The organism is Nonomuraea roseoviolacea subsp. carminata (assembly GCF_024172185.1).
GTDB classification, from domain to species: Bacteria; Actinomycetota; Actinomycetes; order Streptosporangiales; family Streptosporangiaceae; genus Nonomuraea; species Nonomuraea roseoviolacea.
The window spans coordinates 51,196-74,279 of sequence record NZ_JAMZEC010000001.1; the positions used below are offsets into that span (position 1 = coordinate 51,196).

Genomic DNA, 23,084 nt, shown 5'->3' on the forward strand with positions numbered 1-23,084 from the left:
CACGGGGCGGCCCGGCCATCCGGGCCGCCCCTCCGTCGTCCGGCGCCACCACGGACCGGCCCCCGGGAAGAGATCAGAGGGCCAGGCGGGCCAGGGGGTTGGCGCCGATCGAGTTGCGGATGCTGAAGGCGACGCTGCCGGCCCGGTAGCGATCGTCCGACCACTCCACCGGACGCCCCTCCTGCGTGGTGGTGATCCGGCGTTGGCGCAGCAGCGGGCTGCCGCGCCGCACGCCGAGCAGACGGGCGTCCTCGCTGCTCGCGGAGACCGCGTCGATGAGGTGCTCCCCGTAGGCGAAGACCAGCCCGACCCCGTCGTACAGCGCCTGGGTGACCGACTCGCAGTCACGCGGCAGCCCTTCGACGGCGGGGGCGATCCACGAGGCGTAGACGGTCCGCTCCAGTAACACGGGCTCGCCCTCCAGCGTGCGCAGCCTGAGCACCTCGAGCACCTCGGCGGTGCCCAGCTTGGCCGACTCGGCCGGCCCGGCCTTTCGCCGGCGCTGGCCGAGCACCTCACCGCCCACCACGTGACCCTGGGATCTGGCCCACTGGGCGAAGCTGTGCAGTTCGGCGAAGCTCTGGCTGCGCTCGCCGCCCAGCACGATGCGCCGCGCGCCCTGTCGCGAGCCGACCAGCCCCTCGGCGGCGAGGATCCCCACGGCCTGCCGTACGGTGCCGCGGGCGGCCGAATAGCGCGCAGCGAGTTCAGCCTCCGAGGGCAACTGGGACCCCACGGGGTGAACACCGGTCAGGATCTCGTCACGCAGCTCAGCGGCGATCTGTTCATAGCGCGCGGCCATCACGGATCCCTTCTGTTCATGAAATAGCAATGTTCATGCGACTAAGTAGGTCTGGCCTTGTCTGTACATGTTCCCCTACCTTTTAGCCACATCCCACGAAGTGGAGGCGACGTGTCCGCACCTCGCATCGCAGGCTTGATCGCAGCTCTAACGGTAGTGACCGCGGCGTGCGGCGCCGCCCCGACCGCCCAGACGCAGACGACGACGGGTGGGGTGAACGCCGCGACGGCGACCTCCGCCGCCGACTTCGGAGGTCTCGACAAGCTCGTCGAGGCGGCCAAGAAGGAGGGCAGCCTGCACGTCATCGCCCTCCCGCCCGACTGGGCGAACTACGGTGAGATCATCAAGAAGTTCGAGGAGAAGTACGGCCTTAAGGTCGAGAGCGAGAACCCGGACGCCTCCAGCGCCGACGAGATCAACGCGGTGAAGACCCGCAAGGGCCAGAACCGCGCGCCCGACGTGCTGGACGTCGGTCAGGCCTTCGGCTTCAGCGGCGCCAAGGAGGGCCTGTACGCGGCCTACAAGGTGCAGAGCTGGGACAAGATCCCCGGCGGCCAGAAGGACCCGAACGGCCTGTGGGTCAACGACTACGGCGGCTACGTCTCCATCGGCTGCGACGCGAAGAAGATCGGCACCTGCCCCAAGACCTTCGCCGACCTGCTCAAGCCCGAGTACAAGGGCAAGGTCGCCCTGAACGGCAACCCGAACAAGTCGGGCTCGGCCTTCGCCGGCGTGTGGGCGGCCTCGCTGTCCCAGGGCGGCTCGCTCGACGACATCGGCCCCGGCGTGCAGTTCTTCAAGAAGCTGAAGGACGTCGGCAACTACAACCCCGTCGAGTCCACGCCCGCCACGGTCGAGAAGGGCGAGACGCCCATCAGCATCGACTGGGACTACCTCAACGCCGGCTACCGCGAGCAGTTCCTGCCCAAGGGCCTCGACTTCCAGGTGGCCGTGCCGTCCGACGGCGTCTACGCCCAGTACTACGTGCAGGCCGTCAACAAGGACGCCCCGCATCCCGCCGCCGCGCGGCTGTGGATGGAGTTCCTCTACAGCGCCGAGGGCCAGAACCTGTGGCTCAAGGGCGGCGCCCGCCCGGTGCTGATGCCCTCGATGGTCGCCGACGGCACCATCGACAAGGCGCTGGCCGCGAAGCTGCCGCCGGTCGAGGGCGAGGCGAAGTTCCCGACCGAGGAGCAGGTCACCAAGGCCAAGGACGACCTGGCCAAGGCCTGGGACGCGGCTGTCGCGGGCTGATGAGGCGCATCCTCGGCGCGTTGCCGTTGCTCGTCTTCGTCGCGCTGGCCTTCGGGATCCCCGCCGTCGCCATGGTGGCGGGGGCCTTCACCGTGGAGGGCTCGCCGGGGTTCGGCAACCTGGCGCTCACCCTGCGGGGCGGCTACCTGACCGCGCTCGGCAACAGCGTGAAGCTGTCGGCCGTGGTGGCGTTGCTGGGCTCGGTGCTGGGCACGTTCCTCGCCCAGGCCGTGGTCACCTCCCGGTCCCGGGCGCTGCGCGAGGCCGTGCTGACCGCCTCGGGCGTGCTGGCCAACTTCGGCGGCGTGCCGCTGGCCTTCTTCTGGGTGGCCACGCTCGGCAACTCCGGCGTGGTCAGCGGGCTGCTGGGCCTGCCCTCGGGCTCGCTGTTCACCTTCTGGGGCCTGGCGCTGGTCTACCTGTACTTCTCGGTGCCGCTCATGGTGCTGGTCATCGCGCCGGCCCTGGACGGCCTGCGCCCGCAGTGGCGCGAGGCCGCGGCCAACAACGGCGCCACGGCCTGGCAGTACTGGCGCTACGTGGCGCTTCCGGTGCTGACCCCCGGGCTGCTCGGCGGCGTGGTGCTGCTGTTCGGCTCGGCGTTCGCCGCGTACGCCACCGCCTCGGCGATGGGCGCGGGCACCGTGCTGCCGCTGGTCACGTTGAAGATCGCCGCCGCCCTCTCCGGCGACGTGCAGACCGGCTTCGAGAACGTCGGCCTGGCACTCAGCCTCGACATGGTCCTGGTCGCCGCCCTGGTCATGGCGGTCTACCTGCCGCTGCAGAGAAGGAGCACCCGATGGCTGCAGTGAGGTGGACGCCATGACCGCGCTCACCCCCGTCGCGCCGGTCCCCGAGACCGTGCCGGTCACGCCCCGCCGCCGGGGCAGGCCGCGCCTCTGGCGGGCGGTCGTCCTCGCGCTGGCCGCCCTGTACTTCCTGGTGCCGCTCGCCGCGTCGTTCTGGTACACCGTCCACAACGAGGCCACCGGCCTGTCCTTCGCGCCCTACGCGGAGCTGTGGGCGGCGGAGGGCTTCCTGCCGAGCCTGCTGCTGTCCTTCGGGCTCGCCCTGGCCACCATCGTGCTGGTGCTGCTGCTGACGCTGCCCGCCATGATCACGGTACGGCTGGCCGCGCCGCGGCTGCGCCCCGTCATGGAGGTGATCTGCACGCTGCCGCTGGTCGTGCCGCCGATCACGCTGGTGGCCGGGGTCGGCAAGTCGCTCCAGGCCGGCGGCGAGGTGCTGGCGCCCACCCCGTTCTGGGCCACGCTGATCGCGCTGCAGGACCAGGACTTCCCGCTGGTGCTGGTGTTCGTCTACGTCATCCTGGTCCTGCCGTTCGTCTACCGCTCGCTCGACGCGGGGCTGCGCACGATGGACGTGCGGACGCTGGTGGAGGCGGCGCGCAACCTGGGGGCGTCGTGGCCGCACGTGATGCTCAGGGTGATCGTCCCCAACCTCCGCACGGCGCTGGCCGGCGCCGCGTTCCTCACGCTCGCCCTGGTCCTCGGCGAATACACGGTGGCCAGCATCCTCGGCTACCAGCCGTTCGCGGTCTGGATCGTCACGATCTCGGGGGCCAAGGGCCAGTTGTCCGTCGCCGCCTCGGTGCTCAGCCTCCTGCTCACCTGGCTGCTACTGCTCACCATCTCAGGAGGAAGCCGTGACCGCTCGGCTTGAGTTCCAGGGCCTGCGCCGTGCCTTCGGCAAGACGGTCGCCCTCGACGGCCTCGACCTCACCGTCGAGCCGGGCGAGCTGGTCGCCCTGCTCGGCCCGTCGGGCTGCGGCAAGACGACCGCGCTGCGTTGCGTGGCCGGGTTCGAGCATCCGGACCAGGGCGCGGTGCTGGTGGACGGCAAGGACATCACGGGCGTGCCGGCCAACAGGCGCGACGCCGGCATGGTGTTCCAGTCCTATTCGCTGTTCCCGAACCTCAACGTGGCCGAGAACGTCTCCTTCGGCCTGCGGGTCCGCAAGACGCCGCCGGCGGCTCGCAGGGAGCGCGCACTGGAGCTGCTGGAGCTGGTCGGCCTGCCCACGCACGCCGACCGCTACCCGCACCAGCTCTCGGGCGGCCAGCAGCAGCGCGTCGCCCTGGCTCGCGCGCTGGCGCTCTCGCCGCGGCTGCTGCTGCTCGACGAGCCGCTGTCCGCGCTGGACGCCAAGGTCCGGGTCGCCCTCAGGGAGGAGATCCGCCGCCTGCAGCTCGACCTGGGCATCACCACGATCTTCGTGACGCACGACCAGGAGGAGGCCCTGTCGATCGCCGACCGCGTCGCCGTCCTGAGGAACGGGCGCCTCGAACAGTGCGGCACGCCCGCCGAGGTCTACGACCAGCCCGCCACCCCGTTCGTCGCCGAGTTCGTCGGCACCATGAACCACCTGCCGGGACGCGTCTCGGGCGACCAGGTGACGGTGCTCGGCCAGCTCCTGCCGATCGACGGAACCGCGGCGGGCACCGACGTGGACGTCCTGGTCAGGCCCGAGGCCGTGCTCGTCACCCCCGCCGAGGACGGGCGGGCCGAGGTGCTCGCCGCCTCCTTCCGCGGCGCGTCCGTCAGGCTGCGGGTGTCGGTGGAGGGCGGCGAGGTCCTCGCCGACGTCCCCGGGCACGAGGCGGCCCGGTTGGCGCCGGGCACGCGCGTGTCGGTTCGCCTGGTCGAACGGCCCGTCCTGGTCGCGCCGCGCAGCACCGAGACGCCCCCCGTGAAGGATCCCGCCAGTGCCCTCTGACTCCGCCCCGCCCCTTCCCTTCGAGGCCGTCCTGTTCGACATGGACGGCACGCTCGTCGACACCGAGGGCCTGTGGTGGGAGGCCACGGCCGAGGTCGCCGCCTCGCTCGGGCGGGCGCTGGGCTCGGCGGACGTGCCGTACGTCCTCGGCCGGACGGTCGAGGACACGGCCGCGTACCTGGTGCCGGCGGCCCGAGACGCCGCCCCCGGCACGGCGGCGGCCCGAGACGCCGCGCCCGGCCCGGCGGCGGCCGATCGGGAGACGGTCGACGCGGTCGCCGGGCGGCTCACCGAGGCGTTCGCCGACCGCATCAGGCAGGGGGTCCGCGTCGTGCGCGGCGCCACCGAGCTGTTACGTGCGCTCACCGCCCAGGCCGTCCCCACCGCCCTGGTCAGCGCCTCCCCGCGGTCGATCGTGGAGCTCGTGCTGCCCTCGCTCGACCACCGGTTCGCCGTCGTCGTCGCCGCCGAGGACTCCCCGCGCGGCAAGCCGCACCCCGACCCGTACCTGGAGGCCGCCCGCCTCCTGGAGGCGGACCCGCGCCGCTGCGTCGCCGTGGAGGACAGCCCCACGGGGATCGCCGCCGCCACCGCCGCGGGGTGTCACGTGCTGGTCGTGCGGGGCGAGGTGCCTTCCTGGAGCGCCCTCCGCCGAGGGTGACCCCGCCCCGCTGATCAGTCGAGGGTGACGGTGACGCTGCGCGGCTCGGCATAGTTCCCCGCGGCGTCGACGGCTCGGTACTCGATGGTGTGGCGGCCGGCGGCGAGCTTGCCGTAGACGAGGTCGTCGATGTTCGTCCCGTTCTTGGTGAACAGGAACGGGCTGTCGGAGTCGGTCGGCCAGCCGTAGTAGTGGTACCAGCCGTCCCCGTCGACCCGGAACTCGGCGACCACGCTTCCGGGACGGTCGTCGGCCGCGTTGAGCTTGAGCGTGAGCTGGTCCCTGGCGGGCGGCTGGGCCGTCTCGGCGGTGAGGGCCGGCGGGGTGGCGTCGACGGTCCAGGTCCTGGTGGTGGCGCCCACGGTGGCGGTGACGAGGTGGGTGCCGGGAGACAGGTGCCGCAGTTCGAGGTCGCGGTCGGCGTGGACGGGCCGGCCGTCGATCCGCCAGGTGATGCGCAGCGCCCGGGTGGCGGGGTGGGTGGTCTCGGCGTGGACGACGCCGTCGGCTCCCACGGGCTGGTCGGCAGGCGTGGTGCTGGTGAACGCCGGTGCCGTCGTGTCGGGAGGCGTAAGGATCGCGGTGTCGACCGTCCAGGTACGCGTCTGGGCGAAGGACGCGCGGATGTCCGGGTCCCGGATGAAGTCCGTCGGGTCGTCCACGCGGACGTCGACCGTGTGGCGTCCCGGGCGGAGGCGCAGACGGCGCAGCTCCAGGTCGTGCCCGTCGCCGGCGAACCTGCCGTCGACGGTCCAGGAGACGCGCAACGGGCGGCGGACCGGATGCAGCGTCTCCACCCACAGAACCCGGTCCGCCCCGACGGTGCCGGCAGGAGTGGCGTCCTGGATCAGGCCGGCCTTCCGGCCGATGGCCTGGGTCATCACCTCGCGGCCGACCTGGTCGTAGGGGTAGCCGAGCGACTTCATGATCGAGTGCTGGCTGGGGCGCCAGATGCTCGTGCTGAAGTACATGCCCCCTTCGTAACGGCCGATCCGGCCTCCGGCCTCACTGGGCTCCCCCACCGCCACCACTTCATGCGCTGCCGCCGCATCTCCTGCTCGGTGAGGAGCGTGTGGTGGACCGAGCCGGGCTCCTCGCCTGTGTAGGGGCCGCCGGGCACGCCGCGCCGGTAGTAGTCGTACTCGTCCTGCAGGCCGCCCAGGGAATGTCCGAGCTCGTGCGGGGAGATCAGCGCGGACAGGGCGTTGCCGCCCGAGGCGGTGGCGAAGGCGCCGCCGGACCCGCCGTACGTCGTGCTGTTGGCCAGGGCGAGGATCTGCCGGTTCGCCGGCACGGCGCCCGGGACCAGGGCGGCGTACCTCTCCGCGGCGGCCTGGTCCATGAGCAGCAGCCGCTGGACGCCGTCGGAGCGGCAGCCGCTCCAGAACGCCATGGAAAGGGGTGTGTCGCGCCTGGGGGACGAGAGGCCGGGGTCGCAGCTGACGCCGGAGTCCTTCGAGGCGATCTCCACCCGGTACACGTTGAAGTAGCTGCGGTACGACTTGTAGGGCTCGATGCTCCACAGCACGCTGAGGTGCTTGTCGACGTGCCGCCGGAAGGCCGCCATGTCCCCGGCGGTGTAGCCGTCGCCGAGGATCACCAGGTTGAAGCGTTTCGCCGGGTCGCCGGTGACCTGGACGGGCACCACGGTCGCGGCCGGGGGCTCATCGGCCCGGACCGGGGTGACGAGCAGGGACAGGGGGATGGTGGCGACCGTCAGGGCGGTCGCGATGCGTCTGATCATGAGTCCTCCCGAAGAGGATCATTCACGACATCTCGGTCGCCAGTCCCATCCCGAACCCGCATAACCCGCGAGTGATGGAAAGTCCGGACATGCCGGGGTCGGCATTGCCCGAATTGTCCGGCAGAAATGCAAGGGAGATTATGGGCGGCACGTATATCTCTGCGCTAATCGCGAAATAGCGAAAAGCTGCCACTAATCTTGTCAAGGCCGCCGGGCACGCAGAAAGTGAGGGGTGACCAGGAGCGATCCACGACCGAGGGAGGAACGGTGGACCGACCCGTCAGCGGACTCCGGCGCGTCCGGCCGATGATCCGGCGCGCGTTATCCGTGGCTCTGGGAATTGTCATCGTGGCGTTTGTCGCCGCCCCGCCGACCGCCGCGCTGGCGCTGCCCACGCCGAAGAGTTTCGTGTCGTACCTCGACCTCGAGTGCTTCAAGACCGACCCGTACCAGCCGCCGGCCGTCGGGCTGACGCTGCGGCACCTCAACCCGGTGCTCGACGGCCTGCCGATCGAGCAGGTCACCCTGGGCACGCGTGAGCAGTTGTGCGTGCCGGTCGCCAAGAACAACGTGATCCCGCCGGCCGGAGTGCTGGACTTCGTCAGGTTCGTCGACCTGGCCTGCTATCGGGTCGTCACCCCGGCGCCCGGCAAGGGCCTGGTGCTCAGCCACCTCAACCCGGTGCTGCAGGACCTGCCGCGTACGGAGGTCGTGCTGGGCCGGGCGGAGCAGCTGTGCGTGCCGGTCGCCAAGAACGGCGTGACGCCGCCCGCAGAGGTGATGGAGCTGGTGCGGCACATCGACCTGCTGTGCTACGGGATCACCCCGAACACGCCGATGAACCGGGCGCTCAACCTCAGGCAGCTCAACCCGGTGCTGACCAACCAGATTCCCCCCGCCACGGTGCGGGTGACCGACGCCCGTCAGCTGTGCGTGCCGATGCAGAAGGGCGGGGACGTCATCCCGCCGGAGGTGGTGCAGGTGGTGCGCTGGGTGGATCTGGAGAAGTTCGACGTGGTCGCCCCCGCGATCGCGCCGGTGACGCTGAGCCTGCGGCATCTGAACCCGGTGCTGGGATCGTTGCCGCTGGAGCGGGCGACGCTCACGGGCGCCGTGCAGCTGGGTGTGCCGGTGGCCAAGAACGGCCAGGTACCGCCGGGGTGAGCGCGCTGCCGGTGACGTAGGTACCGGCCGGGCGTTCGGCGACGCCCGGCCGGCCCTCTCGTCAGCGGCTTTCAGTCGTGGAAGCGGCCCTCACGCGTGTACATGCAGGAGGTGCAGTCAGGGTCGGAGCCCCAGCTGTCGTCCTGGATGATCCTGCGGTACCGGTTGACGATGCCCTTCTCGATGTGCTGCTCCTGCCCCGGGTGCACGAGCGTGTCGCTCTGCTCCACCCACTTGCTCAGGACGTTGTTGAAGTAGAAGAACCGATGGCGAGCGGCGATCTCGGGCGGGTTGCCGGCCGAGAGACAGTTGATGAGCCAGCTGTCGGCATGCACGTACCTGCCGCCGTAGCTGGAGGAGTAGGAGTCCCTGGGCAGCATGCCGGGGTGGCCCACGTCGCGCCAGTGGTACCACGGGTAGTAGGTCTTGTTGCAGTTGACCGCGCCGGACATCGTCGGGACCGCGGGTGCGGCGAGGCCGTCGGCCTCCACCGGCTCCTTGGTGATCGTCCGGCGCTCCAGCTCCGCCGGCAGGGGCTCGCTGCCATGGGCCTCCACGAGCCGCTGCGGGACCGCGACCGAGACCGGGGTGATCTTCAGGTAGGTCTCCAGGAAGCTGTCGCCATGGTCGCGGGCGAACAGGCCGGCGCGGCCGATGTCGGCGGTCTGGACGATGCCCACGTCGCCCGAGGGCCGGCTGTCGTTGAACTCCACGGTCAGCCCGTTGCTGTAGCGGAGCAGCGCGAGCTTGACCTCGACCTCCGCCTCTTCGGCGATCGGCGCCGCCCTCAGTTCCTCCGCCGTGGGCTCCGTCATGGCCTTCGCCGTCGCACCGGCCGGGGCGGTGAACAGAAGGGCGCCGGCACTGACGCTCGCCGCCAGCAGAACGGGGATCAGCCTCACGATGTTCTCCTCTTTCTTCGCGTCTTGTCCGGGACTGAGGACGACGTTAGAAAGGGATCTTTCAGTTGCCTTAAAGTCCAGCTCGGCGGATACTCCTGGCTGTGACGGCGACCGAGCCTCTGCTGCCACGGGCGCGACTCACCGCCCTTCTCGATCAGATCCCGCGGCACCGGCTCACCGTGGTGACCGCCGGTCCGGGTGGCGGCAAATCCTCGGCCGTACGCGGCTGGACACGAGCCAGGCCCGATCATCCGGTGGCGTGGCTGACCTGGGCCGACGACGCCACCCTCATCGAGGAGATCTGCCAGGCCCTGGACGCTCCGGCCGGGTGGACCCGCTCCCCCGGACTCGCCGCCGAGCTGGCCGCCGCCGTCTCCCGGCCGACCATCCTCGTCCTCGACGAGGTGGAGCGGATCGAGCCGGGCACCCCTGGGGCGCGCCTGCTCGAGGAGCTCTGTCACCACGGCGGCGACGACCTTCACCTGGTGCTGATCTCACGCTCCGCCATGCCCTTCCCGATCCAGCGCCTGCGTGGCCTGGGGCACGTCTTCCAGGTGTCGGCGGAGCACCTGGCCTTCACCCCCGCGGAGACCCGCTCACTCGCCTCGATCGTTCTGGGGTCGGACGACCTGGCGGAGGAGGTCCACGAGCTCACCCAGGGGTGGCCGGTCGCCGTGCGGCTCACGCTGAGCTGGCTGAGCGGCCTGCCCTCATCGGACCGTGCCCAGCGGATCGCTGCCACACCGCTGTTCGACTACCTGGTCGAGGAGGTGGTGAAGGACGAGCATGAGGAGTTCCTCCGCGCGACCGCTCGGCTGCCGTGGTTCACGTACGAGCTGTGCCAGGCGATGGGGATCGCCGTCTCCCGCGAGGAGCTCCGCGCGCTGGCCGCACAGCACATCCTGATCACGCCCTGCGATCAGGGTTACGTGGTGTCGAGCCTGGTCCGGGAGTTCATGGGTGATGCCGGCCGGGTGCCGATGGCGGCCCGGTGATACGAGTCGCAGGGGTTCGTCCGGGAGGCGCTGGCGGTCTGCGAGGATCACCGCCACAGGGTGGCGATGATCGAGAGGTGGCATGCGTCGCTGCTGGCCGAGGGCCATGCGGCTGAGCTTGTCCGGGCTTGCGGCGCCGTACCGGAGGAGTCGCGGACGTGCGCGGTGGATCTGGCCGAGGGTCAGGCCCGCCAGGTCCAGGGGGATTGGGCCGGCGCGCTGGAGTGCTTACGCCATGCCGATCCCACTGATCCCGCGGTGGCCTGGCGGATGGGCATGATCTACTACCACCGGGGTGACTACAAGGCGGCACTGTCCACTTTCGAGCCGGCCGGCGGTTGTGACAGCTCATCGCCCGCCCACACCCGCTCCCGTCCGCCCTCGCCCTCTTCGCGCTCCTCCGACCGGGCGATGCTGCTCGCCTGGTCCGCCAGCGCCCGCTGGCTGGTCGGCGAAAGCGCGGAGGCGACCCGGCTGGCCGAACAGGCCCTGGCGCTGGCCACGCTCTGCGAGGACGAACGCGCCGCCGCATGCGCCCACACCGCGCTGGCCATGGTCACCCACGACGCCGGCGACGGGGCCGGAAGCGAACGGCACAGCGCCCTCGCCCTCGCCGCCGCCGAGAGCGCAGGAGACCTGCTGCTGTCCGCCCGCGTCCTGGCCAACCGCGCCGCGAACCGCGTGGAGGAGGCCCGCTACGAGGAGGCCATCGCCGACTCGGACCTCTCGGTACGGCGAGCGGACCTGGTCGGAGCCCCCGTCAACGCCGCGATCGCCCTGCACAACCGCGCCGAGGCACTCATGGGCCTGGGCAGGCTCGACGAAGCCCTGGCCGACTTCCAACGGGCACGCGACCTCTTCAGCCGGGTGGGCAGCGACAAGCTCGGCCACCCCCTGGCCGGGATCGGCAAGGTCCATCTGGAGCGCGGGGAGCTGATGCACGCACGCATCGGCTTCGAGAACTCCCTGAAGCACGCCGAACAGCTCCAGAACTCCCACCTCACCCAGACGGCCCTGGCCGGGCTGGCCCGCGTCCACGCGGTCGACGATCCGGCGCTGGCCGTACGGCTGGCCGAACGCGCGGTCGCGGCAGGCTGCGGCTCCAGCCGGGTGGACGCGCTGCTGGCCGCCGGCTGGGTCTGGGCCGAGACCGGCGACCGCGCCAGAGCCGGCGCCTACGCCCGATCCGCCCGCGAGGCGGCTGCCGGCCGCCGCGACCGGGCCATGATGGCCGAAGCCTTGGAACTGTCGGCCTTCACCGTGGCCGAATCCTCCGGCGAGCGAGCGGAGCTGCTGGCGTCCGCGGCCGAGATCTGGGCGCGCATCGGCAGCCCGGTGGGCGTCGCGCGTAACGCGTTCGCCCGGGCGCGGCTCAACGGCTCCGGCCTTCACGCGGCGGAGCGGGCGCTCCGCCGCGCCGGCATCCGCGGGCCGCACAGCTCCGGCGCCGGCCTGCTTCGCGCGATCACGCTCCTCGACCACGGCGCCGCGCGGTTCTGCGTGCTGGGCGCGGTACGGCTCAGCCGCCGCGGCAGCGCCGTCGAATGGCAGTCCCGCAAGGCACGCGACCTGCTGACCTGGCTGGCGTGCCAGCGCGGCCGCCCTGTCGCCCGGGAAGCGGCGATGGAGATCCTCTGGCCGGGCGAGGACCCGACGTCCTGCTCCAACCGGCTCTCGGTCGCGCTGTCCACCGTGCGCTCGGTCCTGGACCCGCAACGCGAGTTCGGCCCTGGGGAGTTCGTCCGCGCCGACAAGTACAGCATCCAGCTCGTCGGACTCCGTACCGATGTCGAGGAGTTCCTCTCCGCCGCCGCCGAGGCGCTCGCCTCCCAGGACGAGGATCTCCTCGTCGCGGCCGAGGCCCGCTACACCGGGGACGTCTGCGAGGACTCCCCCTATGCCGAGTGGCTGGAGCCGCTGCGCGAAGAAGCCCGTGCCGTACACCAGGCTCTGCTCCGGGAGCTGGCCGCACTCGCGCAGGAGGCCGACGACCCCGACAGAGCGGTTCGCTACCTGCTCCGGCTGCTCGAACGGGACTCCTACGACGAGGCGGCCCACCTGGACCTGGTCCGCACGTTGACCGGGGCGCGCCGCCATGGCGAGGCGCGCAGACGCTACCGGCTCTACGCCGAGGCGATGAGGGAGCTCGACGTGGAACCGGTCCCGCTCAGCCTCACCTAGCGACCCGCTCCGGCCGGCGCCGTGCTCTCCGCCTCGACCTCCGACTTCGGCGGCGCCCGCACGGGCTCAGAAGCGGTAGCGGAGAATGCGGGCCCCCTGCCGCGACAAGGCCGTGCTGAGGGCGGTGAGACGGGTGACCGCGCGCAGGGGTTGCGGGAACCGGGCCACCTCCGGCGCGCGGGTGAGGATCTGCTCCTCGATCAGTTTGAGGCCGGCGCCCCAGGACTCCGGTTCGTGGGGGTCGTCGAAGCCCTGGGCGGCTTTGATGCCGAGCGCCTTGATGGTCGGGTGGTACTTCATGGCCCAGGCGGCGAAGCGGGTGTAGCCGTTGAGCGCGAGCTCGCCCGAAGGGAAATGGCCGGCCAGCGCGCGGGTCATCGCCTGGAAGGAGTCTCCGGGCATGAACGGGAGCAGCCCCTCGGCGACGATCATCGCCGGCCGGTCACCGGGGATGGCGGTGAGCCAGTCGGAGCCGGTGAGGTCGGCTCCGACCAGATGGGAACGGCCGGGCAGACATCCGGCGCGCAGGTGCACCACTTCCGGGAAGTCGATGTCGTACCAGTCGACGCCGGGCGGGGGGTCACAGCGGAACACCCTGGTGTCCAGGCCGCAGCCCAGGTCGAGCACCACGCATCCGGGGTGAGCGGCGACGAAGCCGCGGACGACGTCGTCGAGCTTCTTGGCGCGCAGCGCCGTGGTGAGGACGAGGTTGGGCTTGACCTTCAGCTTGCCGAAGTCGTAGTCGATGGTGCCGGCCAGGTCGGCGGACAGCGTGTCGCCGAGGATCGGGCTGGGCTGCCCGGCGTCCAGGGCCCTGGCGTGGAGAGTGAGCAGCAGCGTTTCCTGGATCAGCCCGAGCTTGGGTTGCCAGCGGTGCATGGGGATTCCTTAACGGCGTAGCGGATGACGGGCCGCGAGGTTCTGCAGCCACGTCAGGGAGTCGTGGGCGGCCTTGATGCGCTCGGTGCGGTGCCGGTCGCCGCCCGCGATGTCGAGCCCTTCGTCGGCGATCTCGCCGAACGCGCTCAGGCTTTCGAGCTTGCGCTGGATGACCTTCTGCCAGGCGTCGTCCTCGATGCGGTAGTAGGAGACGCGATCGCCGGGCCTTCTCACCTTCTTGACCAGGCCGATGGCCGTGAGAAACCGCATGTTCGAGGTGAGCGAGGCCCGGCTGGCCTGGATGACCTCCGCGATCTGCCCGGCGGACTGCTCCGCCGGATCGCAGATCATGAGCCAGCCGAGGACGCGTCCGGTGATGGGCGGCAGCCCCCACTCCTCGACGCAGAAGGCGGCCACCCGCTCCACCCAGCGCAGCAGCCGGTCCTGCTGTTCCTCAGTGCTCATCGTCGCATCCTCCGTCGTCGGTCGTGTGCGGGTTCACTGTGTCATGGCGGCCACCGACTCGTAGGTGGGTGTCGGGGTGATGTCCGCGAGCCGGGTCCTGCGCAGGTAGAGGTCGAACCAGTCGATCGCGAGCGCCATCGCCTCCTCCAGGCCCGGGCCGGTGTAGAGGCCGAGAACGTCGTAGGGCAGCACCTCGAGCCGCTTCGGCTCGCCCGCCTTGGCGAAGGCGCTCTGCGCCTCCTCGAGCATGTGGTACGGGTCCCAGCCGCCGTTGGCGATCATCAGCAGCGGCGTCGGCGCGAGCCGGTGGATGAGGTTCTCCGGTGCGAAGGTGAGCAGGTGCTCGGCCGAGTCGAGGGCCTTCTCATTGCGGTAGGTGGGAAACAGGCGGGTGGACATGTCCGGGGTGTCCTTCACGCTGTCGCCCTCCAGCGTCAGGTGCGGCACGCGAGCGCTCTGCCCGCCTTCGTAGCGCCGCTGCCAGTCCTGCTGGAGTTCGTCGCGCAGCGCGTGGACACCGGCACGGCCCAGGAGGCGTTCCAGGTACCGCCATCCGTTCCACACGCTGGGGCTCTGCACGACGACGCACTTGATGCGCCGATCGAGCACGGCGGCCTGGGTCGCCACCGAGCCGCCGATGCTCACCCCCCACACCCCGATCCGCTCCGGCTGAACTTCGGGACGGGTCTGCAGGTAGGACACGGCGCTGCGGAAGTCCTCCGCCTGCCGCTCCGGGTAGTCCAGGCCGCGCGGCTCGCCCTCGCTGGAACCGACCGTGCGGTAGTCGATGGCCAGCACCGCGAAGCCGGCCTTGACGAAGTACGGCGCGAAGAACGCCAGCGCCTCCTTGACCATCACCCCGCTGTGCCCGAGCACCAGCCCGGGGACCGGGTCGCTCGTCTCGGGCAGGTAGAGGTCGCCCGCGCAGCGGGTGCCGAGGCTGTTGAAGGTCACGTGTTCCATGACATGCTCCGTGCTTGGTGGCTAGTTGTTTCAACCATGACTGAAATAACTAGCAATGTCAATCGGAGCGCTGTACAGAGAAGAGGTCACTGAGCGCCGCCACCACCCGCATCAGCTACGTCCGCACGCTCGCCCGGCTGACCGCGGCGGCCGGGCCCGCACCATCCGTATCTGGCCGGCCGCGACTCAGCGGCCGCACATCGCGGCGACGAAGGCGTCGATCAGATGCTGCCGGTTCTCGGGCACGCCGGTGGTGTAGACGGTGGCGGCGCGCCCGGCCCGGTCCCGGCCACTGATCACCGCGGCCCCGGGCATGTCACCGGCGGCGAAGTAGGCGTCACCGCAGCCCGACCTCATCCGCGCCACCCCGTAGCCGTAGCGGGCGTCGGCGGGCCAGCCTTCCTCTTCGACCTTCACCGGCTGGGCCATCATCTTGCTCAGCGGTGCCTTGCGCCAGAACCGGTTGAGGTCTTCGGGAGTGGAGATCAGGCCGCCGCTGGCGCCGAACGCGTAGGTGGGCAACTGGTCCGTCAGGTCCACCTCGCCCTCGCCCGGACGGCCGGGGTGCGTCCCGTAGGTGTGGGCGTGCGGGCCGCGGATGCCGTGGTCACCCTTGGCCGGCCAGTACGTGTTCCGCATCCCGTACGGCTCCAGGATCAGGTCCCGGCTCGCCTGGCGGAAGTCCTTGCCGGTCACGGCGGCCACGATCATGCCGAGGACCAGGTAGTTGGTGTTGGCGTAGGCGAAGGAGCCACGGGGCGTGGGCTTGAGCGTCAGCGCGACCCGCAGGAAGTCCGGGAAGGGTTCCTTCCACTTGATCGCGTTCAGGAACTCGGGGAGACCGCTCGTCTGCCGCAGCAGCATCCGGACGGTGATCTCACGGCCGTCGATCCCGGCGCCGTCGCCGGTGCCGCGCACCACCCCGGGCAGATAACGCTCCACCGGCGCGTCCAGGCCGATCTTCTTCTCATCGACCAGCCGCAGCACGGTGGCGGCGATGATGGGCTTGCTCCCGCTGGCGATCCTGAACCGGCCCTGGGGTCCGATCATCGGCTTGCCGGTACCGCGCTCGGCGGTGCCCGAGCGCCAGGTCGCTGTCGCGCCGCCCGGACTCCGCACCTGGCCCAACGCGCCCGCCATGCCGTCCTCGGTGGTGAGCAGGTCCAGACGGGACTGCGGCGAGGGCGGTGCGGCGGCGGCGAAGGCCGGGGTGACAGGGGTGAGCGCCACGCAACCGGCGACAACGCCGGCGATCAATTTCGTCATGCGTCCAATGTCGCGGCGCACTCCCCCAAGATCAGTGATGCCTGCCCGCCTCTCGGGGTGGGGCATTCCCTACCGTCCGAAAAGACGCCCCGCTGCCGGTCTCCGTCGTCCGCTTCTCCCCCGCGCTGGATGCCCGTAACACCGCACCCAGCGGCGAGACCTACCGGGTACCGGTCCGCGTGGAACGACAGCAGGGCTCGACCGCCGGCGAGGTGCGCGACCTCACCGTGGAGGTCTCCTTCGACGACGGCGCCACCTGGAGCCCGGCCCCCAGCCGCAAGGGCGAGCAGACCGTCATCAGGGCCTACCGCATCGCACCCCGGCATTGACCGCGGCGGCGGGCTCGCCGCGGCCGTGTCCCAGGCCCGCCGCATCCTGCGACGTGCAACGATGATCAGCGAGCCGGTCGCCGTGACGAGTCCTCTGAGCGGGCAACGAGATGGCGGGCGATCTCCTCCTCCCACGACTGCAAAAAGTCCGGATAGCGCTCGGCGAACTCGTACAGAGGCTCCTCGCTCTCCGGGGTGAGTGCGGTCAGGGCGTACGCGACCCGTACCGTGCTGCCGCCTTGCCCATCCGCGTCCACCTCGACGGTGACGGTCCCGGCCCGGGAGCCGGGTGTGACCCTGGCGTACGCAACGCGCCGTCCAGGCTCGCGCTCGACCACCACCCAGATGGTTCGCTCGTCCCGCGCGCCGGTTTCGAAGACCGTGCCGGGGGCGGAGTCGTCATGGGTCTCCACGGGGAAGCGGGGTTGCCACCCGGCCACCCACTGCTCCTCGCCGCGCGGTGTGAACAGCGTGAATGCCTCCTCGGGCGGCAGCGCGACCGTCAGCCGACCGGTGAGCGTGTGTCGCGCGCCGCTCATCGCTCGGTCAGCCGATGCGCGTCGGCGGATGTCAGCGTCAAGCCGTACACGACCTTGAGCTGCGCGATTTTGTCCAGGGTTTCGGGCGTGAAGGGCACCTTGCCCTCGAAGGAGTGCAGCGCGATGCCCTCCACCAGGTCGCCCAGCGAGATGTCGAGGTATTCGGCCAGTCCCTTGAGGACCTTGAGCACGTTCTTCTCGAGCCGCAGGCCTGTCTGCGTCCGTTCGACTGTTACCATGGTAACAATATACATATGTTGGCGACGTGGCGTGGCGCGGCTCCGGCCGTCATGGCCGCCGGGCCGCGTGTCGCGCATCGTGCGATGCCGGCGCGAGCAAACCCTCGATCACGTCCCGCGCCATCGCCACCCGGTCGCCCTCGCCGAGGCGCACGGCCAGGTTGACGGCGTTGAGCAGGGCGCTCACCTGGAAGGCGGCGGATTCGGGGTCGACGGCGGCCGTCTCGCCGCTGGCGACGGCCCGCCGGAACTGCGTCGCGAGGGTCGTGTGCCAGGCGCGTTGTTGCTGTCGCAGCGCATCGCGGACCGGACCGGGCCTGCTGTCGAACTCGGGCAGGTTCGCGCCCCAGAAGCAGCCACCGGGGAACAGCGGCTCCACGGCGTAGTCGATCCACCGATCGACCAGGGCGCGAATGCGCGCGACGCCCGCGGGTGACCGCAGGGCGGGCCGGATGACGGCGTCGACGAATGCCTCGCGGGCCGCTTCCACCGTGGCGAGTTGCAGCGCCTCCTTGGATCGGAACAGAGTCTGGATCCCCGCCTTGCTGATGCCGAGATCCTCGGCCAGACGTCCGAAGCTGACCCCCTCGAGCCCGTCCAGCGAGGCGATGTCGACCGCTCGCCTGGTCACGGCGCGCCGCGACTGCGCGCCGCGCAGCAGACGCCTGTCGGTGGTGGTTTCCTCGGCGGCCTGTCGCCCAGATGTAACCATACAGCCGATCGTATGCCTTCGTTAGCTCCGGGCTGCCGCCTTGCTGCGGTTGAATTAAACATACGATCGACCGTATTCTCTCCGAGAGAGACCCTGCCGCGGAGAAGTCGGCCGGTCTGGACAAGAGGAGATGCCTGATGCATGGAGCAAGCAAGACAACGACGCCACCGCCGACCCGGGATCGTTCGACCGCGATCGTGTGGGTGCTCTGCTCGGCCGCGTTCATGGCGATGCTCGACGTGTTCGTGGTGAACGTCGCGTTCAGCACGATCGGCGAGTCGTACCGGGGCTCCTCGTTGGCGGACCTCAGCTGGGTCCTCAACGGGTACGCGATCGTCTATGCGGCGCTGTTGATTCCCGCCGGACGTTTCTCGGATCGAGTCGGACGCAAGGCCGGATTCCTGGTCGGCCTCGGCATTTTCACGCTGGCCAGCCTGGCGTGCGCAGTGGCGCCGTCACTGTGGACGCTGGTGGCGTTCCGGGTTCTGCAGGCCATCGGCGCGGCCGCCCTCACCCCGGCCAGCCTCGGGCTGTTGATCACGGTGCTGCCGCAGGCTAAGGTGCCGGCCGCGGTGAAGATCTGGGCCACCACGAGTTCCTTCTCCGCGGCCCTGGGCCCCGTCGTCGGCGGGGCGCTGGTCGAGGCGTCCTGGCGCTGGATCTTCCTGATCAATCTGCCGGTCGGTGTGGTGGCCGGGATCTCGGCCGTGCGCCTGGTCCCCGATCTGCGGCAGCGGGTGCGGGCGCGGGTGCCCGATCTGCTCGGGGTGGCGCTGCTGGTCGTGGTGATCGGGGGGCTGTCGCTGGGGCTGGTGAAGAGCAGCGAATGGTCGTGGTCAGGCGGGGCGACCCTCGGCGTCCTGGCCGTCGCGGCGGCGGGCCTGGTCCTGTTCGTGGTGCGGATGGTGCGGCATCCGGATCCGGTGGTTTCGCCGGCCCTGTTCCGGGTGCCCACGTTCGTGTGGGCCAACGCCACCGTACTGGCGTTCTGCACCGCGTTCGGCGCGTGGTTCCTCAGTGTCGCCATGTGGCTGGAGAACGCGGCCCGCTTCACCACCATCGAAACGGGGCTCGCCATCGTGCCCGGGCCGATCATGGTCCCGATCTTCGCGGTGGTCGGCCAACGACTGATCAAGCGGTTGCCGGTGGGGGTCGTCGTGGCGGTGGGCAATCTGCTGTTCGCCGGCGCGGTGGTACTGCTGCTGGCCACGGCTGCGACACCCGTGCACTACGCCACCGAGGTCCTGCCGGGCTGGATGGTCTCCGGCGTCGGCATCGGGCTCGCCCTGCCCAGCATGATCGCCTCGGCGGCCGCCGATCTGCCGCCGGACCAGTCCGCCACCGGCAGCGCGGTGGTGAACACCGCGCGCCAGCTCGGCTACGTGCTGGGCGTCGCCGTTCTGGTCGCCGTCATCGGTTCGCTGAACGTCACCCCCGACCGGTTGCTGACCGCCTTCCGGCACGGCTGGTGGTTCATCGCCATCGTGGCCGCCGTGAGCGCGGCAACGGCACTCGCCATCACGCCGCGCACCAGCCAGTCGTAACCGGTGAAAATTCTGTCGGCCGATGTCGGTGATCCCACCCGGGACAGGCGACTCCAGTTCCGTCACACCGCGTTGCCGAGCACGCGTTGCGGCGTGATCCGGATCACCACGCGAACCCTCTCCGGGGGAAGCCGGAGGTACTCCTCTCCGCCGCCGGAGCCCTCATACTTCTCCGCCAGCGTTGCCGCCAGCCGCCTTCCCTCGTCTTCGGCGACCGTCGCCAACCCGCGAACCTCTACGTATCTGTCGGGATCCGAAAGGTCGAACACGCTGAGACTGGCGCGCGGATCCCGTTCCAGGTTCAGGACCTTGCGCCTTCCGGCCTCGGACGAGATGACCACATCGTCACCGTCGGTACCCACCCAGACGACGGAAGTCTGAGGGCTGCCGTCGGGATTGAGCGTGGCGAGGATACCGATGTTGGGGCCGTCGAGGATGTCGCGTGCGGAGCGACTGAGAGGAACGCTCATGATCGAGAGCTTACGAGCCGAGAGCGGCCGGCGCGGCCCACCTGGGTGAACCCGCTCGCCTCGGACGCTCTGGTCGATGCCTATCGGCTGACCGAGGCCGCGCCGGCACTCCGAGAGCGCCTGGCCGCCGCCAGAGCCCACGACCGCGTCGGCGGACGGCGCCGAGCGCCCGCCGCCACGAGACCGGCGCTGAGGCTGACTCCCCTCTTTCTGGGTCACCGGTTCTGCTTGCCGATGACGTCGGTCAAGGGTGTGGCCGGACGGCCGGTCAGGAGGGGGACGGCGTCGCTGAGGCCGTCGAGTTCGCCGGCGGCGATGGCGGTGTAGGTGGAGACCCAGGCGTCGACCTGCCAGGCAGGGGCGCCGTAGACGGCGCGGGAGCGGTATGCCTCCTCCACCGTCTCCGGCTGGTAGGTGATGGTGCGGCCGGTGGCCTGCGACAGGACGGCGGCGATCTCCTCCATGTCGAGGGCATGCGGACCGGTCAGGTCGTAGGTGACTCCGGCGTGCCCCGCCGGGTCGGTGAGGACGGCGACCGCGGCGTCGGCGATGTCGTCCTGGGCCACGACCGCGGCCCGGCCGCGCGCAGCCGGGCCGCGGATGACGCCGTCGTCGCCGACCAGGCCGGGCATGAAGTCAGCGTACAGGTTGTCGCGCAGGAAGGTGAAGGCCAGGCCGGTGGCGCGGATGTGCTGCTCGGTGGCCCAGTGGTCGCGGGCCAGGGTGAACGTGGCCTGCGGTGCGGCGCCGTAGAAGGAGATGTACACCAGGTGGGCGATGCCGGCCTCGGCGGCGACGTCGATGAAGGCGCGGTGCTGCCGCAGTCGGTCGGGGCTTTCGGAGGCCGAGACCATCAGCACCGTCTGGACGCCGCGCATGGCGGCCGCCGCGGCGTCGCGGTCGGTGTAGCCGGCGCGGGCGACGGCGGCGCCGGGCAAGCGCGGGGCGCGGGCGGGGTCGCGCACCAGCAGCAGTTGCGGGAGGCCGGCGGCGGCCAGGCGGTGGGCCACGCGCCTGCCGAGCCGGCCGGTGGCACCGGTGACCGCGATCGTCGCACCGTCGGGGCGGGTGGGCTGACCGGTCATGGGCGGGTCATTTCCTTCCGGGTGGATCGGGCGAGCGGATCGTCGCTTGGCCGTCGTACGGGGTGTTCCGCAGGGGAACGGGGCCAACCCCGCCGCATCGGCCGTCCGGCCGCTGCGCCGTCGAGGTCGTGGGGACACGCGCCGGCCTCCCGGATCGAACGCACGGCGCATCGACGACCCCGGCAGAGGCGTGGTCCACGTGCCGCACGAGCCGGTGGCCGCGGATCAGCCCGACGCCGCTGCTCATGTCGTGCTCCACGTCGCGGATGCGGACCAGTTGGGCGAACGGCCCAGGATCGCCACGATCTGATCCAGCCGCGACCCGCCCGGCGGCGGGAGCGCCGGCGCGAAGGCCGCCCCGGGCGCGAGCCGCGCCTCTCCCCCGGGTACGGCCTCGGCCACGGCGAGGGCGACCTCCAGCAGGTCCGGGCCGAAATCGACGTCGACGCCCAGGGACTTGGCCAGATCCCACGAATGCACCACATAGTCGATGAAGTGGAAGCTGATCGCGCGCGCCCCGGGGAAGGGGCTGCCGCTGCTGAACTCGGGCAGCGGGAACATGCGCTCCAGCACGTCGTCGGCGGCGAAGGCCGCCAGGACGTGTTCGGCCGAGGCCCGATAGCTCGCCACGGGGTCGTCGCCGAGGGAACGCAGCTTCCACCGGGCCGGATCGCCGTCCCCCCGGGACGCCGCGGCGAAGCCGTAGTGCTGGGTGGCCATGTGCGCGAGCAGGCCGTACACGGTCCATCCGAGACAGGGCGTCGGCCGGGACAGGTCAGCCGGCCGCACCTGGGCTGCCAGCTCGACGCTGGTGCGCACAGCTTGCGCGTCGAGCGCGACGATGTCGGCCTTCGCCACCGGATCATTTATATGCATTCGCCTATGATGTGCATATGCTTATCGTCTGTCAACGGTTATCGTGGAGCCGTGACGGGCCGCCGCGACCTCGCCGAGATGCTGCACCCCCTCCTGCAGTCGCTCATCGCGGCGGAGCTGCCGGTGCTGGCGGCGCACGGGGTCTCCATGTGGGGCTACACCGTGCTCGGCGCCCTGGACGATGGATCCGTACGCACCCAGGCCGCCCTGGCCGAAGCGATCGGCGCCGACAAGACCCGCATCATCGGCACCCTCGACAAACTCCAGGCGGCCGGCCTGATCAGCCGCGAACCCGATCCGCACGACCGCCGCGCCAGGATCCTCGCGATCACCGCCGAGGGCCGCCGGGTGCGCCGATCGGTGCGAGCCGAGATCCAGGCAGGCGAGGAGCGCCTGCTCGCGCGTCTGCCCGAGGCCGACCGCCACGGCTTCCTGCGCGCCCTGCAGGCGCTCCACGAACTGCCCCGCGAACAGATCACTGACAAATCCCCCCTCGACCGGCGGCCCATGCAGCGATCGACCACCCCGACCTGACATCCGCGCGGCGCCGGATGCACCACTGGAAGGGGATCTCCGTGGCGAAGGTCGTCGGACGGGTGCTCAGCAGCGAGAGTCCACAGCGGGGCACGCCGCGCTGATCGAGCGCCACGGGCGGACATAATCGGCGCGTGCACATCCTGTCCTCGGCCGAACCCGACACCCCGGACGACCTGCGCGCCCAGGTGGTGGCCTTGCACGACCAGGCATGGCCTCCCGGAGACCCCTCCGAAGCGGGCGACATCGCTCCCACCCACGATCCCCGCCTGCAGCCGCTGTCCATGCTGCTCGTGAACGACGGCCAGGTGCTCGCCGCGCTCGACATCCTGTCCAAGGACATCACCCACGACGGCCGGCGGTTCCGAGCCGGCGGCCTGAGCACCGTGGTGACGCGTGAAGAGAGCCGCGGGCAAGGCCACGGCCGCCGCCTGGTGACGGCCGCGCACGAGGTCCTGGCCGGCTCGGGTGCGGACCTTGGCCTGTTCACCTGCGATGCACCCCTGCAAGCTTTCTACGAGAGCGCCGGCTGGCATGTGCTCCCAGGCGCGGTCCTCATCGGCGGCACACCCGACAACCCGTTCCCCAGCGATCGGCCCGGCTTCGACAAGGTGACCATGGCCGACTTCTTCACCGACCGGGCTCGGCGTCATCAGGCGGCTTTCCGGCACTCCCGCATCGAGCTCTATCCAGGCGAGATCGACAAGCTCTGGTAGCGCCGAGACCCGCAAGACAGATACCCC

The 23,084-nt window shown here is 70.8% G+C and carries 26 protein-coding genes; 12 read left to right on the plus strand and 14 right to left on the minus strand.

The window, feature by feature from the left end; translation table 11 throughout:
- Nucleotides 1–73: 73 nt before the first annotated feature.
- Nucleotides 74–802: a GntR family transcriptional regulator gene (locus tag HD595_RS00165; protein WP_253764890.1), complete on the minus strand. Its 729-nt coding sequence runs from the start codon at nt 800–802 to the stop codon at nt 74–76.
- Between the two features lie 135 nt (nt 803–937).
- Between HD595_RS00165 and HD595_RS00170 the strand changes: the two genes are divergently transcribed.
- The 5 genes from HD595_RS00170 to HD595_RS00190 are packed head-to-tail and all read left to right on the plus strand — an operon-like array spanning nt 938 to nt 5,454.
- Nucleotides 938–2,056: an ABC transporter substrate-binding protein gene (locus HD595_RS00170; protein WP_253764891.1), complete on the plus strand. Its 1,119-nt coding sequence runs from the start codon at nt 938–940 to the stop codon at nt 2,054–2,056.
- On the plus strand, nt 2,056–2,868 hold the full coding sequence (locus tag HD595_RS00175; protein WP_253764892.1) for an ABC transporter permease: 813 nt from the start codon (nt 2,056–2,058) through the stop codon (nt 2,866–2,868). Before HD595_RS00170 ends, HD595_RS00175 begins: the two co-directional genes overlap by 1 nt.
- A gap of 10 nt (nt 2,869–2,878) precedes the next feature.
- On the plus strand, nt 2,879–3,739 hold the full coding sequence (locus tag HD595_RS00180; RefSeq protein WP_253764893.1) for an ABC transporter permease: 861 nt from the start codon (nt 2,879–2,881) through the stop codon (nt 3,737–3,739).
- Nucleotides 3,723–4,793, plus strand: a complete 1,071-nt coding sequence (locus tag HD595_RS00185; protein WP_253764894.1) for an ABC transporter ATP-binding protein — start codon at nt 3,723–3,725, stop codon at nt 4,791–4,793. The genes HD595_RS00180 and HD595_RS00185 overlap by 17 nt, the downstream gene beginning before the upstream one ends.
- Entirely contained in the window at nt 4,783–5,454 is a 672-nt protein-coding gene (locus HD595_RS00190) for an HAD family hydrolase (protein WP_253764895.1), read from the plus strand. Before HD595_RS00185 ends, HD595_RS00190 begins: the two co-directional genes overlap by 11 nt.
- A gap of 14 nt (nt 5,455–5,468) precedes the next feature.
- Here HD595_RS00190 and HD595_RS00195 read toward each other — a convergent pair whose 3' ends face one another.
- Both HD595_RS00195 and HD595_RS00200 read right to left on the minus strand, forming a co-directional pair.
- Nucleotides 5,469–6,425 carry a hypothetical protein gene (locus HD595_RS00195; RefSeq protein WP_253764896.1) on the minus strand — a complete coding sequence of 319 codons (957 nt, stop codon included), beginning with the start codon at nt 6,423–6,425 and terminating at the stop codon, nt 5,469–5,471.
- On the minus strand, nt 6,377–7,198 hold the full coding sequence (locus HD595_RS00200; protein WP_253764897.1) for a M64 family metallopeptidase: 822 nt from the start codon (nt 7,196–7,198) through the stop codon (nt 6,377–6,379). Before HD595_RS00200 ends, HD595_RS00195 begins: the two co-directional genes overlap by 49 nt.
- Nucleotides 7,199–7,546: 348 nt before the next feature.
- Between HD595_RS00200 and HD595_RS00205 the strand changes: the two genes are divergently transcribed.
- A complete protein-coding gene (locus HD595_RS00205; protein WP_253764898.1) occupies nt 7,547–8,362 on the plus strand; it encodes a hypothetical protein in 816 nt (271 codons plus the stop codon).
- Nucleotides 8,363–8,433: 71 nt separating this feature from the next.
- Here the strand turns inward: HD595_RS00205 and HD595_RS00210 are convergent, their stop codons facing one another.
- Entirely contained in the window at nt 8,434–9,264 is an 831-nt protein-coding gene (locus HD595_RS00210) for a hypothetical protein (protein ID WP_253764899.1), read from the minus strand.
- 101 nt (nt 9,265–9,365) lie between these two features.
- Here HD595_RS00210 and HD595_RS00215 point away from each other — a divergent pair, with 101 nt between their 5' ends.
- Together HD595_RS00215 and HD595_RS00220 are read left to right on the plus strand one after the other, a co-directional pair.
- Nucleotides 9,366–10,259 (plus strand): MalT transcriptional regulator family protein, encoded by an 894-nt coding sequence (locus HD595_RS00215; RefSeq protein ID WP_253764900.1) that lies wholly within the window; start codon nt 9,366–9,368, stop codon nt 10,257–10,259.
- Nucleotides 10,260–10,325: 66 nt separating this feature from the next.
- Entirely contained in the window at nt 10,326–12,440 is a 2,115-nt protein-coding gene (locus HD595_RS00220) for an AfsR/SARP family transcriptional regulator (RefSeq protein WP_253764901.1), read from the plus strand.
- Nucleotides 12,441–12,506: 66 nt separating this feature from the next.
- On the opposite strand, the gene HD595_RS00225 is transcribed toward HD595_RS00220, so the two are convergent.
- The 4 genes from HD595_RS00225 to HD595_RS00240 all read right to left on the minus strand — a co-directional run bounded on the left by HD595_RS00225 (nt 12,507) and on the right by HD595_RS00240 (nt 16,013).
- On the minus strand, nt 12,507–13,319 hold the full coding sequence (locus HD595_RS00225; RefSeq protein ID WP_253764902.1) for a class I SAM-dependent methyltransferase: 813 nt from the start codon (nt 13,317–13,319) through the stop codon (nt 12,507–12,509).
- Nucleotides 13,320–13,328: 9 nt separating this feature from the next.
- Nucleotides 13,329–13,784, minus strand: coding sequence for a GbsR/MarR family transcriptional regulator (locus HD595_RS00230; RefSeq protein ID WP_253764903.1), 456 nt, complete (start codon nt 13,782–13,784; stop codon nt 13,329–13,331).
- A gap of 33 nt (nt 13,785–13,817) precedes the next feature.
- A complete protein-coding gene (locus HD595_RS00235) occupies nt 13,818–14,747 on the minus strand; it encodes an alpha/beta hydrolase (RefSeq protein WP_253764904.1) in 930 nt (309 codons plus the stop codon).
- 186 nt (nt 14,748–14,933) lie between these two features.
- Nucleotides 14,934–16,013 (minus strand): serine hydrolase domain-containing protein, encoded by a 1,080-nt coding sequence (locus tag HD595_RS00240; RefSeq protein WP_253764905.1) that lies wholly within the window; start codon nt 16,011–16,013, stop codon nt 14,934–14,936.
- 179 nt (nt 16,014–16,192) lie between these two features.
- On the opposite strand from HD595_RS00240, the gene HD595_RS00245 reads away from it, so the two are divergent.
- Nucleotides 16,193–16,342, plus strand: coding sequence for a hypothetical protein (locus tag HD595_RS00245; RefSeq protein WP_253764906.1), 150 nt, complete (start codon nt 16,193–16,195; stop codon nt 16,340–16,342).
- Between the two features lie 65 nt (nt 16,343–16,407).
- On the opposite strand, the gene HD595_RS00250 is transcribed toward HD595_RS00245, so the two are convergent.
- From HD595_RS00250 to HD595_RS00260, 3 genes are read right to left on the minus strand one after another with little or no spacing between them, the layout of a single operon-like run.
- The gene (locus HD595_RS00250) at nt 16,408–16,881 is read right to left on the minus strand and encodes an SRPBCC family protein (protein ID WP_253764907.1); all 474 of its coding nucleotides are present in this window, start codon (nt 16,879–16,881) and stop codon (nt 16,408–16,410) included.
- Nucleotides 16,878–17,120 carry a hypothetical protein gene (locus HD595_RS00255; protein ID WP_253764908.1) on the minus strand — a complete coding sequence of 81 codons (243 nt, stop codon included), beginning with the start codon at nt 17,118–17,120 and terminating at the stop codon, nt 16,878–16,880. The genes HD595_RS00250 and HD595_RS00255 overlap by 4 nt, the downstream gene beginning before the upstream one ends.
- A 49-nt stretch (nt 17,121–17,169) precedes the next feature.
- Complete coding sequence (locus HD595_RS00260; RefSeq protein WP_253764909.1) at nt 17,170–17,832, minus strand: TetR/AcrR family transcriptional regulator; 663 nt, start codon at nt 17,830–17,832, stop codon at nt 17,170–17,172.
- Nucleotides 17,833–17,969: 137 nt separating this feature from the next.
- Between HD595_RS00260 and HD595_RS00265 the strand changes: the two genes are divergently transcribed.
- Nucleotides 17,970–19,376: an MFS transporter gene (locus HD595_RS00265; protein WP_253764910.1), complete on the plus strand. Its 1,407-nt coding sequence runs from the start codon at nt 17,970–17,972 to the stop codon at nt 19,374–19,376.
- A gap of 62 nt (nt 19,377–19,438) precedes the next feature.
- Here HD595_RS00265 and HD595_RS00270 read toward each other — a convergent pair whose 3' ends face one another.
- The 3 genes from HD595_RS00270 to HD595_RS00280 form a co-directional block, all read right to left on the minus strand.
- Entirely contained in the window at nt 19,439–19,846 is a 408-nt protein-coding gene (locus HD595_RS00270) for a PPOX class F420-dependent oxidoreductase (protein ID WP_253764911.1), read from the minus strand.
- Nucleotides 19,847–20,061: 215 nt separating this feature from the next.
- Nucleotides 20,062–20,931, minus strand: coding sequence for an SDR family oxidoreductase (locus HD595_RS00275; protein ID WP_253764912.1), 870 nt, complete (start codon nt 20,929–20,931; stop codon nt 20,062–20,064).
- Between the two features lie 243 nt (nt 20,932–21,174).
- Complete coding sequence (locus tag HD595_RS00280; RefSeq protein WP_253764913.1) at nt 21,175–21,789, minus strand: TIGR03086 family metal-binding protein; 615 nt, start codon at nt 21,787–21,789, stop codon at nt 21,175–21,177.
- Nucleotides 21,790–21,858: 69 nt separating this feature from the next.
- On the opposite strand from HD595_RS00280, the gene HD595_RS00285 reads away from it, so the two are divergent.
- Together HD595_RS00285 and HD595_RS00290 are read left to right on the plus strand one after the other, a co-directional pair.
- Entirely contained in the window at nt 21,859–22,341 is a 483-nt protein-coding gene (locus HD595_RS00285) for a MarR family winged helix-turn-helix transcriptional regulator (RefSeq protein ID WP_253764914.1), read from the plus strand.
- A gap of 134 nt (nt 22,342–22,475) precedes the next feature.
- The gene (locus tag HD595_RS00290) at nt 22,476–23,057 is read left to right on the plus strand and encodes a GNAT family N-acetyltransferase (protein ID WP_253764915.1); all 582 of its coding nucleotides are present in this window, start codon (nt 22,476–22,478) and stop codon (nt 23,055–23,057) included.
- Nucleotides 23,058–23,084: the final 27 nt, after the last annotated feature.